Genomic DNA, 14,761 nt, shown 5'->3' with positions numbered 1-14,761 from the left:
TATTAATTATCCAATTTCTGTAATGTCTTTAGTGTGCTGATAAGCTCGCTGTCTGACATCTTCGCGATCTTTGCAAATTTGATCGCATCAAGAAGTGCGTCTTCAACCTTGCGGATATGCTGTTCTTTGAGCATTTCGGTGTCCTGGGCATTTACGTAATAACCTTTTCCTTGGACGGCTGTTACAAGCCCTTCGCTTTCAAGCTGTTCATATGCCTTTATGGTTGTGATGACGCTGATCTTAAGTTCCTTGGCAAGTCCCCGTATCGATGGCAGGTATTCACCCTGACCGATTCGCCCTTCAAGTACCTCACCGCGGAAATAGTCAGCAATCTGCTGGTAGATTGGCACACCTGAATTCTGTGAGATTTTCATATGATTCCTCATTAAAAATACAGTTAGTGTTATTGATTCAGATGAAACTGTTTATGTGTTATATATACACTAATAACACATAGATGTCAAATTCAATATTTCAAAAAATATATTGACATATTACGACTGACGTAGTATTAATACTATTACAGACGTACTACGACAAACATAGTATAGCGGCAAATTAAATGACATGAAGGGATTTATCTGAGAATGAAGACAAAAAAATTTACCTACGGAATACTATTAACTTTTTATTAATCTTTTTATTTGTGCCGTAATTGCTTTTATACAGCTCCGCAGAGAGTTTGGCAAAAGAAAGATGAAATAATCGATAGCTATTGAAAGGGGGTGGTATAAAAACATAATAATCTGATCACACTCTAATAAATGTAAATACCCCAAGGAAAAGCGAGGACATATAGAATGGATGGCCTGTCACTATATGATCCTCGCTTTACTGTTTGCATGTGTATCGGATATAATCTGATATGTGGAGGAAAATATGACAACAGACGAGATAAGAGCAAGGCTCTTTGAACTAAAAGACGATAAGTACGCAGCATTTCACAGAAAGCTAATTCCTACAGTCAATCCCGATAAGGTGCTCGGCGTGAGAACTCCTGCGCTTAAGAAGTTTGCAAAAGAGGTTGCAAAAGATGAGGAAGGGTGCACGGCTTTTTTACAGGAGCTTCCGCACAGATATTACGACGAGAACCAGCTCCATGCCTTCATAATATCCGGGATAAAAGAATATGAAAGCTGCGTTTTTGAAGTTGAAAAATTCCTTCCGTACGTTGATAACTGGGCAACCTGCGATCAGATGTTGCCGGCGGTATTTAAGAAAAACAAAGATGAACTTGTAAAGAAGATATACGAATGGCTCGATTCGGATAAGACATATACAGTGCGATTCGGCATAGGTATGCTTATGAAGCATTATCTTGAGGAGGATTTTAAACCGGAATATCTTGAGAGAGTATCGCTGATCAGGTCTGATGAATATTACATTCAGATGATGATAGCGTGGTATTTTGCGACTGCGCTCAGCTTTCGCTATGACGATGCGCTTCCATACATAAGAGACGATAAACTTGATCCCGATGTTAAGAAAAAGACTGTCAGAAAGGCGATTGAAAGCTATCGGATATCCAAAGAGCAGAAAGACTATCTCAGAAATTGTTGATTAAGCGTAAATTAAAAAAAAATTTACAACACGTAATAATTTGAAGATGCCGATGGATAGGGGGGTTCCGCAAACGGAAACGGTAAAATTTTATGGAAAATCGTACACATTTATGGTGCAGAAGTATAAAATATGTGCGGAATGAAGCAATAAATCAATCTTTATGATACAATAATATGCAGTTAAGGAGAAATGTGTATGCGTATTATTAATATTATAGAAAACACTGCAGGTAAAAATGACTGCATACCGGAGCATGGATTGTGCTTCTACGTAGAGACCAAGAAACATAAGATTCTCGTAGATACCGGAGCATCCGGACTTCTTGTAGAGAATGCAGATCAGCTTGGAATAGATTTGGCGGATGTGGACACTGTTGTTATCACACACGGTCATTACGACCATGGCGGCGGTATCCTTTCATTTGTAGATCTGAATGACACTGCGACGATTTATATAAGTGAACATGCTTTTCAGAAGTTCTACTCGACGTCGCGCGGAAGAAGACCCAGATATATTGGTCTTAGCAGAAAGGTAAAAGACCTTCCTCAATTGGAAATCTTAGAGGATGGCGTAACAAAAATTGACGATGAGCTTACTATCTTTTCCGATATAGGGGACAGATATGAGAACCCTCAGACGAACAGCACTCTTTTTATAAAAGATGGCGGAGAGCTTGTAGAGGATGATTTTGCTCATGAGCAGTGCCTTGTTGTTTCAACCGAAGGTAAAAAAATATTATTTTCGGGCTGTGCACATCACGGTATTCAGAATATAATGGATAAGTATGTGTCGATATTTAAGAGCGATCCCGACGCGGTAATAAGTGGTTTCCATACTGCAAGGGACAGAGGATACTCCAAAGAAGACATCAAGGAGATCCGTAATATCGCAAAAGATCTCACAGAGTACGAATCGGTATTCTATACAGGTCACTGCACGGGCGTTGAGCCGTTTGAAGAGATGCAGAAGATTCTGAAGGACAAGATAAAGTACGTTCACTGCGGCGATGAGATCAAATTCTCTGATTCCAGAAAGAGCAATGATTCGAGAAAGAGCAAGGGCAGAGGCAGGGACAGAGACTTCGATATGGATATGGACATGGATGTAGATAACGACATCGATAATGACATTGATGACGATGAAGAAGATACAAGAACATCCAGATCAAGAAGTGCCAGAGCTTCAAGACGTAAAGAAGAACCTGAATCAAGTCCGAGAGAGAGAAGAGCTTCAAGGGCAAAAGAGTCTGTTGAATCAAGCCCTAGGGAAAAAGCGTCTTCGAGATCAAAAGAAGCCGTGGTTTCAAAGCCTAAAGAGGCTTCGAATTCAAGAGTTAAACAGGCCGTAGTTTCAAAGCCTAAAGAGACAGCAGCTGCTAAGAAAAAAGAAGCAGAACATGTAAAATCAAAGGATACAGCACCTGAGAAGAAAGAAGAAACAGTGGTTGTAAGAGCTGAAGATACCGTAAGGGCAAAATACAGAAGGATAACAGAGACTCTTATCAAAAGAGGATTATCTTTTACATCAATGGAAAGTTGTACGTCGGGGCTTATCGCTTCGCTTATAACAGATACAGAGGGCTCATCGGCCGTAATGAAGGGCGCTTATATTACTTACAGTAATGAAGCCAAGGTTCTCCACGGAGTTCCTAAGGAAACTATCGATAAGTACGGAGTATATTCCTATGAGACTGCCGAAGATATGGCATTCTCCGCAGGCGCTATCTATGAAGCGGATGTGGCTATCGGAGTAACCGGAACGATGGGAAATTCCGATCCTTCAAATGATGACAGCGTTCCGGGAGAGGTTTATTTTGCGATTGCTTCCAAATTTGGAAACAGAAGCTATCATGCGAATATACCCCCGAAACACTCAAGATATGAGTATAAGCTTGCCGTCGCTGAACTTGTGGCGGACAAACTAATAGAGATTATAGGCAAATAATTCACGGAGGGATTCATAAAAAATGCAGAAATGGGCAAGACTTTTATATCAGCCGGCGCTACCTTTAAACGGGAAAGTGCCTGTTACGGGAAGCGAGGAACATATCAGTATTTCCAAAAAAGCTGCGGATGAAAGTGTTGTTCTCTTAAAGAACAATGGGCTTTTGCCTCTTAAAAACGTTGAGAAGGTGGCTCTGCTTGGTAAAGCGTCATATGAGTACGTAAAAGGCGGCGGAGGTTCCGGAGACGTTTACTGCGAATATACAAGATCGTTGTACGACGGACTTAAGATGCGCGGTGTTAAGGTGTACGAGCCTATTATTGAATACTACAAGGAAGAACTTGATAAGCAGTACAAGAAGGGGTGCGTTCCGGGAATGACCAAGGAACCGACTATCCCTTCCGTTATTCTTAAGAATGCTACAAGATTTTCCGAGACAGCTATCGTTGTTATCAACAGATTCTCAGGCGAAGGTTGGGATCGAAGCGATATTGACGGAGACATCGAAACGTTTAATCCATGGCCTGCCGGAGTTAAGATGACAACTTTGTCGAAAGTCATCTTCCCTGATGGGGATTTTTATCTTTCATTTGAGGAAAAAGAGCTTGTCCAGAATGCATGTGATATCTTTGAAAATGTAGTTGTTGTTCTCAACATAGGCGGTGTTATGGACTGCAGATGGATAGAGGGCAATGACAGGATTGATGCGGCTGTTTATATGGGACAGGGCGGAATGGAAGGCGGTCTTGCGGCAGCAGACGTTATTCTTGGAAACATTTGTCCTTCGGGAAGACTTGCCGATACATTTGCGGGAACTCTTGATGATTATCCGTCAACAAAGGGATATCACGATTCTTTTGATTACGTGGATTACACGGAAGATATCTATGTTGGTTACAGATTTTTTGAAACCTTCGAGGGAGCTTCCGACAGAGTTATCTATCCTTTCGGATATGGATTGTCATATACAACTTTTGATATAGAAGTTTTGGGTGCCGTCAAAAAAGAGGACACCATCATTTTCAATGTAAAAGTTACAAATACAGGAAGAGTGGCAGGAAAAGAAGTTGTGCAGCTCTATGTTTCGGCACCTGCCGGCAAACTTCTTAAACCTAAAAAGAGCCTTGTTGATTTTGAGAAGACAAAAGAGCTTCAGCCCGGCGAGGCACAGCTTATGACACTTAAGATCACTGAATACGGCCTTTCATCTTATGATGATCTCGGAAAGTTCAGTGATGCATCTTATGTTCTTGAAAAGGGAAAATATGAATTCTACCTTGGAAGCAATGTAAGAGATGCGGCAAAGATATCTTTCTTCTGGGAGAACTTTGTTGATAAGGTTGTATGCACATTAAGCCACAAGGCTGTTCCCGCAGCGCTTAAAAAGAGACTGTTGGGCGACGGAACATATGAAGAACTGCCTGTTTTTGAGAAACCTGACAAGAATGAAAGCGTAATAGAGAAAATGGAGCCCGGTACAGAGGAAGCGCTTGCTCCTACTGAAAAAGGGCTTAAGAGGCATTATTACACAATGCCTTTGATAGAAGGTGCCAAGCAGCTTTCGGATGTTGCGGAAGGCAAGATAAGTCTTGATGAATTTATGGAACAGCTTTCTGTCAATGATATGATAGAGCTTTTGGGAGGCCAGCCCAACACGGGTGTTGCCAATGTATTCGGATTTGGTAATATGGATGAATACGGCATTCCCAATGCTATGACAGCTGACGGACCTGCAGGCGTTCGTATCATGCCTGAGACCGGAATCAGGACTACGGCATTCCCATGTGCTACTTCAATTGCATGTACATGGAACAAAGAAATCGCTGAAGAAGTGGGAAGAGCAGGCGGAGAAGAGCTTAAAGAGAATAACCTCTGCGTATGGCTTACACCCGCAATCAATATACACAGAAATCCCATGTGCGGAAGAAATTTCGAGTATTATTCGGAAGACCCTTATCTTACAGGTAAGATGGCAGCAGCCATGGTGCGTGGAATTCAGAAGAATCATGTCGGCGCTTGTGTTAAGCACTTTGCTTGCAATAACAAGGAGATTAACAGAAAGCACTGCGATTCAAGAGTATCTGAAAGAGCGCTCAGAGAAATCTATTTAAAGCCTTTTGAGATGATCGTAAAAGAAGAGCAGCCTTACACCATAATGTCATCCTACAATGTAGTTAACGGCGAAAGAGCTTCTGAGTGCAGAGACCTTATAACAGGTATCCTTCGCGAGGAGTGGGGATATACAGGACTTGTTATGTCCGACTGGTGGACAAGAGGAGAGCACTATAAAGAAATCAACGCAGGTAACGACCTTAAGATGGCGACAGGATTCCCTGAGAGAGTTAAGGAAGCCCTTGAACTCGGCGCCGTAAGCGAAGAAAATATTCGTATAAGTGCCAAGAGAGTACTGAAAACACTGCTTAAATTTGATTGATATTATATAGAACAATATGAAAAGGACTAAAGAGGTATGATTCTTTAGTCCCTTTTTGTATGTGAAGGCATTTCGTGTTGCCATGCCGGCAAACAAAATAAAAATATTAGTGGGGGTTTAACATGTGGGGGTTATTTTGTTTCGCCTGAACTTGCCCATATATTGGCATATGCTGAATCAATGTAACCTTCGCTGCCTTCATCATATTCAATTTTTAGCCAGCCTTCAGTTTCATCAAGAACTTTTACTTCTTCGCATGGAGCAAGGTATCCGATATTTTCAGAATCATAATTTGGTTCTTTGCGTACTCTTAGGACTCCGTCATCTGCTTTGATTGTAGCCATCTTGACTCCGTTTGGATCAGAAGATGATAGTGCAGAGGCTGAACTTTCGGTAGCTTCTGTTGGAGCGGCATCGTCGGACGCCTCGTTCGTAGAAGCAACGCTTGCAGAATTATCAGCGGATGGGTCAACATATGAATTCTCGGCGCTGTTGCCGCATCCTATAAGTGTAAATACAATAGCTGAAGTAAATAAAACAGCTTTTATTTTATCCCTTTTCATCTTTTCTCTCTTTTCTCTATTATGTTTTTATTTAGAGCTGTTTAGCTCCACTGGAACTTTTTGTAATTTACATTATTCTGATACTCGATAGAAGCAACCTTTCCGTTTTCGACGGAAAAACTGATTCTGACATCACCAAGTTCATAGACGAATGACTCACCGAAAATGGCAATATATTCTTCTTCAGTCAATTCTTTTCCTGTAGGGCCGTCAAATACCTGGTTATGCTTGCCGTTAGGTGCTCCGTATGCGGCGATAAGATCATCTTTGGAGCTTCCTACCTTTATGTTACGTGCGGTTGTCATTCCTGCTACACGTGTGGATATTGTAATAGGAGTCTCAGTTCCGAAATCACTTCTGCATATCATACCGACTGCTTGATTTTTGCCATATGCATAATAGGATTGCAGGTTCTGTATATTTGAATCTGCAGGAACATATCCGCCCATTGCTTTATTCACCGCATCAAAGCTATCCATTATGGATACAACGTTTCCGTTATAGGTGAACTGATAATCCTTGACGTCGCCCTTATTAGCTGTGTTAGAAGATGCGGTAGCCTTGTTTTCTTCAGGGGCAGCAGGTGTAGTAGAAGTGTTTGCCGCTGCGGTATTGGCTTTTTCGTTAGCCAAAGCCTCTTTATTAGACTTATCTACGTTAGCATTGTGATCAAATGCAAACCATGTTACCTTATCGGTTTTTTCGCTAAAGCAGAAGTATAAGCTGAATTTATCGAACTTATATTTATAACTGTATTCTGTGCCGGTACCGCCTTCAAAATATCCCTTCTCAACAGGCTTTCCATATAAAGATGTTATTTGATCAACTGTGTCTCCGACACCTGCATTGCGGGATGTCTTTATATCTTTCCTGTTATAAACGGAAAGGCTGAGCGGAAGTTCCTTGCCCTCACTTAGATAGGTAGAGTAGTGGATGTTTCCTGAATCATAAGAATAGTTATATTCGTTGAGGGAATAAGTCTTTTTGTCTTCGTAAGTTCCCAGATTGGCAAGTGTTTTTGCTGAATCGTCCAATACTGAAAGAACCTTACCGTTATAAATGATCTCGTTCTCGGCAAGTTTTGTCTGGGGGTGCTGTGAGGTTGCGGTAGCTGCGGCATCTGTTTTGGTCTCGGACTTATCGGCCGATGAAGCAGTAGTAGCTGCGTCTGATACCTCAGAAGATGCGGCTGTTGCTGCAGATGTCTCTGATGAAGCGGCAGTTGCTGCTTCATCAGAAGATGCGTTGGAAGAAGCGTATTCGCCGGCTACCATCTCAGCCTTTGCGATTTCTCTCTTTGCTTCCTCGGTCATTTCCATTTCACTGCTTCCCTCAGTAGCGTTCATTGATGTTCCGTCGCAGCCTACAAGCGCTAACATCATTGTAGATGCCAAAAGGGCTGCTGCTGTTGTGTGTCTCTTCATGGTGCTTCTCCGTTTCTTTTTGGTAATAAATTATGAGTAACCTTATGTGCCCGACATTACCTGTGCATCAACCAGGTTGCTGAAGGTTTCATTATTTGCTTTATCAGTAAAATAGTAATAACCTACCTTGCCGTTCTCGATGCCGAAGGCTACAGAATATGAATCAAATTCATACCAATTTATTTTGCCTTTGTTTCCGTCGCGTTCATATTCTTCTTTATCTTCAAAAGGTTCGCCGTAAGCAGCGATCATTTCTTCTTTTGTACTTCCAACGCCTATGTTACGGGCTGTATTTATGCCTTCTTTCTTTATGTCCATGCAGTATGCATATTCTTTTCCGTCTTTAACATAAGTGGATAGACTAACGCCGGAGTCAAATTTGTATACAGGCATTGTCTCTCCCCAAAACTCGGTGTTTTTATCTGCTGGGGTGCCAAGGTCTGACAATGTCTTTTCTGCGTCGTTAAGAACTGAAACAGCTTTGCCGTTCACGGTGACTGTTGTTTCAGTGATGGCGTCTCCGCTTTCCGATGCGCTTGAATCAGTGGTTTTCTCATTTTCAGTTGAAGTAGTTTCTTCTGTTTCTCCGGATTCTCCGGTCTCTTCGGGAGCGGATTCGGAAAGTTGCAGTTCGCTTTCTGCTTCGGAAGCATCAGATGATGGAGCACTGCATCCCATAAGTGAAAGAATAGTAGATGTTACCAAAAGAACCGATATTATTGTGTTTTTTTTCATAGTTGTTTCCTCCTGTTTTTGTGCTTTTATTTTGAGTTGATAGGAAATACATATAAAATAGAAATTACTTCTATAAAGCTCACTTGGTGTCATTTATTACATATTCAATCTTGTAAACCTTATCATCATCATCAAAATAGAAGATGATGTAGTAATCTTCAAAATCACAAAGAATCCAGTTCCCGATTCGCTCACCGGCATTGTCGTAGGCGGCGATGACTTCTTCCTGTGTGCTTCCTATACTGATGCCGTTTGAAGTACGCATGCTTTCATCGGATATGCTGTACATAAATGTCGCTTCGTTTGACATAGTATAATCAATGGTAGGAGAGTGATAACCATCGAAGTATTCTTTGTTGAAGTGGAGGTATGTAGAGACCTCTCCGGTATCACATGTACTTAATATATCAATGACTGTATTCGGATCGTCGAAAAGAGAAAGCATATTTCCCTTATATTCAAAAGCTGCATCGGCTAAGTTCTTTTCTTTGGTCTGTGGTTGAGACGAAAGTGTGGCAGCGCTTGAAGCGGTGTCTGAAATGTTGCCACAGCCCATAAGTGTTAGGACTATTGCAGATATTGAAATGATCGATGTTACGATTCGTTTACTCATGATAGGGTCTCCTCATTGCATTAACTAAGATAATACTGCTTTTTTAATTGAGCGCACAGCTGTACTTGTTGCCGTTATCGTTGTTTAAGTATGAGAAGGATGTAAGTTTTTTGTCATTATCCAGGCTGAAAGTTATTGAAAAACTTCCCATATCATAATCAAGATCGTATATATTTACCTCGGGAAAATCAGCAATCTCACTGGGCTTTCCATAGGCTGATATTATTTCTTTTTCGGTGTTTCCGAGGCCTATTCCCTTAGATGTTTTTATGTTTTTGTCATGGACAAGAATATAGTCCGGGGCTTCGGTGCCGTTGCTAAGTTTAAAAGCAGAGTACTCAATGATGTCGGGATCTGCTCCGAAGAGGTAGGTCTCAGAATTATTGTATGCTGAAGGTTCGCTACTTGTGGGCGTTCCAAGAGCTGCAAGAACTGTTTTGGTATCATCGAGAATAGAGACTGTATTTCCGTTATATTCAAAAGAGGCATCTTCTGAATTGGTGATTTTTTCAGGTTTAACGGGAATTTCGTCCGAACTATTTTCATTTACTGTTGTTGCTTTAGTGGCATTCATTGCTTCCGCTTTGTCAGCGACAACTTCGGTAGCAGATGTTGTTGCGGCAGCAGAGACACTGTCGGCTGAAGTTACGCCACATCCTACGAGTGCAAGTGCTATAACAGATATCAATAAAAAACTTGTTCTTCTCTTCATCATTTTTCCTCTGGTTTTAACTTATATTCAAAATTATTTACTTGTTTCCGTAATAAATTGCGTCTACTTTATTGCTTTTGTCCACGAAGAATATCATCATAAAATTGCCGAAGTCATAATCAATTTCAGTTGAACCGTCGAGTTTTGATACTTCAGCGTCGCCATATGCGGCAATGACATCTTCAGCGGTACTTCCCATTGATATACCTCTTGATGTTTTAATGCTTGAGTCGTAGACCATTATAGATTCCATTTTTCCGCCGATTACGGTGAGCTCGACTACGTCGGGATATTCACCGTATGAGTATGTTCTGTCACTTGGATCATCGCTGTTAGAGGCCTGGTCTTCAGAAGTTGGTTTGCCGAGTGCTGTCTTTACTGTCTCCAGATCATCTGTAAAAGTAATTGTATTTCCGTTAAATTCAAAAGATGCATCTTCAGCACTTGGATTATTTACCTTGTGATAAGTGAGCTTTTCATCGCTGAAATCTTCTTCGACAGGCGTTTCGTCTGTCTTAGCTTCAGATTCGGCTCCGACTGAAGTTTCGGGCTCAGATCCGGCTGTAACACCGCATCCTGCAAGTGAAAGCATCATAACTGATGATGCAATTAAAATTGTTGTTAAATTCCTTTTTTTCATAATAGACATTCTCCTCAATTCCTGTTAAAATAAATACACGTGTTACGTGTATTAGTGATACTAGTACACTTATAGCACAATACTTTTTGGATGTCAATAGCCTGATAGTATTATGCGGATGAAATTATAGAAATTGGAGGGATAGCAGAATGAAAGCGAGATTAGTGAAAAAAGTATTATCAACAATGATAGTGGCAACAATGGGAGTTGCTGTATTGACAGGATGTAATGTTGGAGAAATCATTGAGGAAACAGGGGTAAAAGATATTTTAACTAGCGGTTCCAAAGACGCCGGTAGCGAAACTAAGGAAGATACCGCTTCCGATGAAAGCATCAACTTAGAGGGAGAAATGGACACTTACACAGATGAGCCGGACGACGGAGCCGCTGCAGGTGAAGAAGTATATACCGATCCAAACGGCTGGAGTGTATCATATGACCCGAGTTATTTTAAGCTTGACCAGCAGAGCGATAAGGTAGTATTTACTTATACCGCCGGAAAAGCTGAGCCCAGCACTGTTACATTCAAATATATGGCAGGCAAGACAAGCAAGGATGTTGCGGATGAAATAGCAAAAGACTGCAATGGTCAGATCACAGAAAGAGATGACTTCATGTACGTTGAGAATGTAAAGACTCTTTTTGTAGATAATGAGCCTGCAGATAAGAAAGGTCCCTATATTTCAGCATTTACAAGAGAGTATAAGGATGGATGCTTCCTGATGGAAACTGTTTCATACCAGACCGGAGACGATATGGATGATATGAATACATCAGACATGATCTCAATGATCATGGGATCACTTAAGTTTACAGAGTAAGTGCAAATTGTAATTTGTAAATGATACAAAAAACGTGGCTAAGTTGAGTAGTTTTTGATATACTCCTTAGCCACGCTTTTTATCTTATGAAATTCTTATGAAATCAGTTATTTCTAAAAATGGCACCTTTTCTTTTATCAAGTGCAAACAGCAAGATCATGCCGAGTACGAAGCATGAGATTACTTCTCCGATACAAACCGTAAGCATGAAGTAGGGGAGTGTTCCTTCGATTTTGTATACGTGGATGAGTATGAAGGGAACGATTATTGTGTTTGCGATGATGGGAGGGATCGGGCTGAGCCATGTTCTTAACTTGCTTGTGCAATAAAAATCGGAATCTGAATATTTTTTTACCCCGTGTGCAATAAAATAAGTTCCTAGCGCACCGAGAAGTGTTGCAATCGAGCCGAAGATGATATCAAGAAGCATACAGCCTGTTGTTATGTTTGCGATGATACATCCGATGAAAAGCCCAGGAATTGCGGCGGGTGTGAAGAAAGGCAGAATGGTAAGTGCCTCCGAAAAACGAACCTGGATCGCGTAATTTGCAAGACCAAGTGCGTTTGCGACGTGTGTGAGCACGACGTAAAGAGCTGCGATAACAGCAGCATGAGTGATAAATAGAGTCTTTTGGTTATTCATTTTAATTCTCCTTTAGTTTTGTTTATTGTCAGGAAGGTCTCGAACTGACATAAAACGCCGATTTAACCGGCGACAGACAGTTTACCATTAAGGAGTGTCTTTGTCAAAAATCATCACATATGCGATAATAAAAATCTCATATTACTAACATCGTTTGGATAAATGACAGGAGGCTTGCGGAATTTATGAGCAGAAACTACAAGTTCTTGATTAGCTATGACGGTACCAGATTTCACGGATGGGAGAGGCAGCCCGGTAAGGATATGACTATACAGGGCAAGCTTGAGAGTGTTCTTAATAAGATGGTAAATCTCCCCGAAGGGACAATCAATCTTATCGGTGCGGGCAGGACGGACGCCGGCGTGCATGCCAGGGCAATGACTGCAAATACCGCTCTTGATACCAATATGACGGAAGATGAGATACGTGAGTATATGAATAAGTATCTTCCTGAGGATATAAGCATAAATGACGTTAAGATCTGCTCGGACAGATTTCATTCAAGATATAACGCACTTGGAAAGACATATCGTTATACCTGTTGGTATGGCCCTTCCAAGCCTGTTTTTGACAGAAAATATGTGACCGTACTGGAGAAAAAGCCTGATGCGGATAAGATGAGACGCGCGGCTGCGATACTTGAAGGAACGCACGATTTTAAGAGTTTTTGCGGTAACAATCGTATGAAGAAATCCACGGTCAGATGTGTTGATTCCATAAAGATAGAAGAGAGCGGAAGTTACATAAGGTTTTATTTCCACGGAAACGGCTTTTTGCAGAACATGGTCCGCATACTTACGGGAACTTTGCTTGAGGTCGGATACGGCAATATTGCTCCCGACGAGGTAAAGGAAATCCTGGAATCATGCGACAGACAGAAAGCAGGACCGACGGCGCCTCCACTCGGATTATGTCTTATGAAAGTAGACTATTAAAAATAACTAAATTTAGTAAAAATACGTTGATAAGTGCATAGGTTTTAGCTTAATATAGTATTATTGTTTATCAAAATTTAAATATGAGGGGACACTAATGACAAACAAAATCTATTCTGCACTAACACGTACTGCGCTTTCTGCGTTAGCGGCACTAAGCGTCTTTTCTTTTGCTACGGTCTATGCGAAGGCAGAGGGAAACGGATCTGTAGCGATCACATCGGCAAGTATCAACAATGACGGCGAAAAGGTAACGGTTAATGCTTCTGTTCAGGCGATGCCTCAGAGCGATAACGGTATGTTATATCTTTTCGCAGAGAAAGTTTATCAGAACGAACCTGCGGGAGCCCCTGTGGCGTCAGTTCCGATGAATTCGGCGGTTACTTTTTCTTTTCCGCTCGATTATAAAACTACTCAGTGTAAGTTATATGACAAGTTTCAGGTTGCAGTGCTTTCGGGAGGAGTGTTCGTTCCTGTTTCGGGAACCCGCTATATAACCAACCCCGAGGTGCTTGCGAAATCATCTCCCAAGAGAAAAAACAACGGTAAAAAAGGTCTTATCCTCGACGGAGCCAAGATTGGTAACGGAAATACAGAGGCTACCCAGCTTGGAGTTCAGCAGGCTGCGTACAATATCAATCTTGAAGATATCATAGGCGGTAACGGAGGCGTTGTTTTCGAGTATAACGGAAAGACTTACAACTATGATTCATCATATTTAAGTCAGTACGACCATGCTGTAAGAACATGTACACAGCAGGGGATGGGCGTTACGATAGTTCTTTTGAATCCTTATGTTCCGGGTGAAGAGTTCATGATCTCACCTTATTCAAGAGGTGCGCACTCACGTTATTACATGATGAACACATCGGATGATGTGGGACTTGAGAACCTCGAAGCTGTAGTTACATATCTTGCTTACAGATATAACGGACAGAATGGATTTGGACAGGTGGATAACTGGGTTATCGGAAATGAAGTAAATGCCAAGAATGAGTGGAATATTGCGAATGTTTCCGATGAAATGTTGTATGCCCAGCTCTATGCCGATGAGCTCAGAGTGTGCTACAATGCAATAAAAAGTAAAAATGCGAACGCACATGTTTGCGCAAGCTTCGATCATAACTGGACTTATAAGAATACACCTTCATATTTTTCAGCCAGAAGCCTTATTGAGGCGATGAACGCGTGCATTGTTGCACAGGGTAATTTTGACTGGGCGCTTGCGGAACATCCTTACAATTATCCCATGGTATGGACTGCATTCTGGTCGCCTAAGAACGAGGCTGCAGCGGCAATGGTAAGACATGATATCGACACACCTTATATGTCCATGCAGAATATCGAACAGCTTACGGATTATATGTGTCAGCCTGCGATGCGTAACACCAAGGGTGCGGTAAGACCTATTCTTCTTACAGAAGTCGGATATTCATCGACTCAGGGACAGGAAGAACAGGCATCGGCTATTGTCTATGCTTATCAGAGGGCTATGACGAACAAGTATATCAATATGATCGTATTTAACAGGCAGACTGACTATCCTGTCGAAGTTGCACAGGGACTTTCTGTCGGACTTACAGGTCAGGACGGATCAAGAAAGCTTGCTTTTGAGTTCTATCAGCAGATGAGCAGTCCCAATGCCGGAGCTTATATTCAAAGAGCTGCCGCAAATGCCGGAATTGCTGACTGGAATGCTGCAATGTATGCTAGATAATCATAAAAAAATCGGTA

At 41.5% G+C, this 14,761-nt stretch carries 14 protein-coding genes; 6 read left to right on the top strand and 8 right to left on the bottom strand.

What is annotated here, in order from left to right:
• Positions 1-2 precede the first annotated feature (2 nt).
• Positions 3-374, bottom strand: a complete 372-nt coding sequence (locus BM398_RS12390) for a GntR family transcriptional regulator (RefSeq protein ID WP_026655267.1) — start codon at positions 372-374, stop codon at positions 3-5.
• Positions 375-879: 505 nt separating this feature from the next.
• On the opposite strand from BM398_RS12390, the gene BM398_RS12385 reads away from it, so the two are divergent.
• The 3 genes from BM398_RS12385 (at position 880) to BM398_RS12375 (ending at position 5,941) form a co-directional block, all read left to right on the top strand.
• Positions 880-1,560 (top strand): DNA alkylation repair protein, encoded by a 681-nt coding sequence (locus tag BM398_RS12385; RefSeq protein ID WP_092337940.1) that lies wholly within the window; start codon positions 880-882, stop codon positions 1,558-1,560.
• Between the two features lie 198 nt (positions 1,561-1,758).
• Positions 1,759-3,507 (top strand): nicotinamide-nucleotide amidohydrolase family protein, encoded by a 1,749-nt coding sequence (locus BM398_RS12380; protein ID WP_175531934.1) that lies wholly within the window; start codon positions 1,759-1,761, stop codon positions 3,505-3,507.
• Positions 3,508-3,529: 22 nt separating this feature from the next.
• A complete protein-coding gene (locus BM398_RS12375) occupies positions 3,530-5,941 on the top strand; it encodes a glycoside hydrolase family 3 protein (protein WP_027208206.1) in 2,412 nt (803 codons plus the stop codon).
• Between the two features lie 131 nt (positions 5,942-6,072).
• Here BM398_RS12375 and BM398_RS12370 read toward each other — a convergent pair whose 3' ends face one another.
• From BM398_RS12370 to BM398_RS12345, 6 genes are all read right to left on the bottom strand, one after another.
• Complete coding sequence (locus BM398_RS12370; RefSeq protein ID WP_092337938.1) at positions 6,073-6,504, bottom strand: SH3 domain-containing protein; 432 nt, start codon at positions 6,502-6,504, stop codon at positions 6,073-6,075.
• Between the two features lie 41 nt (positions 6,505-6,545).
• Positions 6,546-7,928: a hypothetical protein gene (locus BM398_RS12365; RefSeq protein WP_092337937.1), complete on the bottom strand. Its 1,383-nt coding sequence runs from the start codon at positions 7,926-7,928 to the stop codon at positions 6,546-6,548.
• A gap of 42 nt (positions 7,929-7,970) precedes the next feature.
• Positions 7,971-8,663, bottom strand: coding sequence for a hypothetical protein (locus tag BM398_RS12360; protein WP_092337936.1), 693 nt, complete (start codon positions 8,661-8,663; stop codon positions 7,971-7,973).
• Between the two features lie 79 nt (positions 8,664-8,742).
• Positions 8,743-9,276: a hypothetical protein gene (locus BM398_RS12355; RefSeq protein WP_092337935.1), complete on the bottom strand. Its 534-nt coding sequence runs from the start codon at positions 9,274-9,276 to the stop codon at positions 8,743-8,745.
• A gap of 43 nt (positions 9,277-9,319) precedes the next feature.
• Positions 9,320-9,991, bottom strand: coding sequence for a hypothetical protein (locus BM398_RS12350; RefSeq protein ID WP_139233819.1), 672 nt, complete (start codon positions 9,989-9,991; stop codon positions 9,320-9,322).
• 34 nt (positions 9,992-10,025) lie between these two features.
• The gene (locus BM398_RS12345) at positions 10,026-10,628 is read right to left on the bottom strand and encodes a hypothetical protein (RefSeq protein ID WP_092337933.1); all 603 of its coding nucleotides are present in this window, start codon (positions 10,626-10,628) and stop codon (positions 10,026-10,028) included.
• Between the two features lie 149 nt (positions 10,629-10,777).
• Between BM398_RS12345 and BM398_RS12340 the strand changes: the two genes are divergently transcribed.
• Positions 10,778-11,449: a hypothetical protein gene (locus tag BM398_RS12340; RefSeq protein ID WP_092337932.1), complete on the top strand. Its 672-nt coding sequence runs from the start codon at positions 10,778-10,780 to the stop codon at positions 11,447-11,449.
• Between the two features lie 103 nt (positions 11,450-11,552).
• On the opposite strand, the gene BM398_RS12335 is transcribed toward BM398_RS12340, so the two are convergent.
• The gene (locus BM398_RS12335) at positions 11,553-12,092 is read right to left on the bottom strand and encodes a QueT transporter family protein (RefSeq protein ID WP_092337931.1); all 540 of its coding nucleotides are present in this window, start codon (positions 12,090-12,092) and stop codon (positions 11,553-11,555) included.
• A 185-nt stretch (positions 12,093-12,277) separates the two neighbouring features.
• On the opposite strand from BM398_RS12335, the gene truA reads away from it, so the two are divergent.
• Together truA and BM398_RS12325 are read left to right on the top strand one after the other, a co-directional pair.
• On the top strand, positions 12,278-13,027 hold the full coding sequence (truA, locus tag BM398_RS12330) for a tRNA pseudouridine(38-40) synthase TruA (protein WP_092337930.1): 750 nt from the start codon (positions 12,278-12,280) through the stop codon (positions 13,025-13,027).
• Between the two features lie 97 nt (positions 13,028-13,124).
• Positions 13,125-14,744: a DUF5722 domain-containing protein gene (locus tag BM398_RS12325; RefSeq protein ID WP_092337929.1), complete on the top strand. Its 1,620-nt coding sequence runs from the start codon at positions 13,125-13,127 to the stop codon at positions 14,742-14,744.
• Positions 14,745-14,761: the final 17 nt, after the last annotated feature.

This window comes from Butyrivibrio sp. M55 (assembly GCF_900116865.1).
GTDB lineage: Bacteria > Bacillota > Clostridia > Lachnospirales > Lachnospiraceae > Butyrivibrio.
The sequence above is the reverse complement of the archived record's forward strand: the minus strand, read 5'-3'. Positions and strand labels throughout refer to the sequence as shown.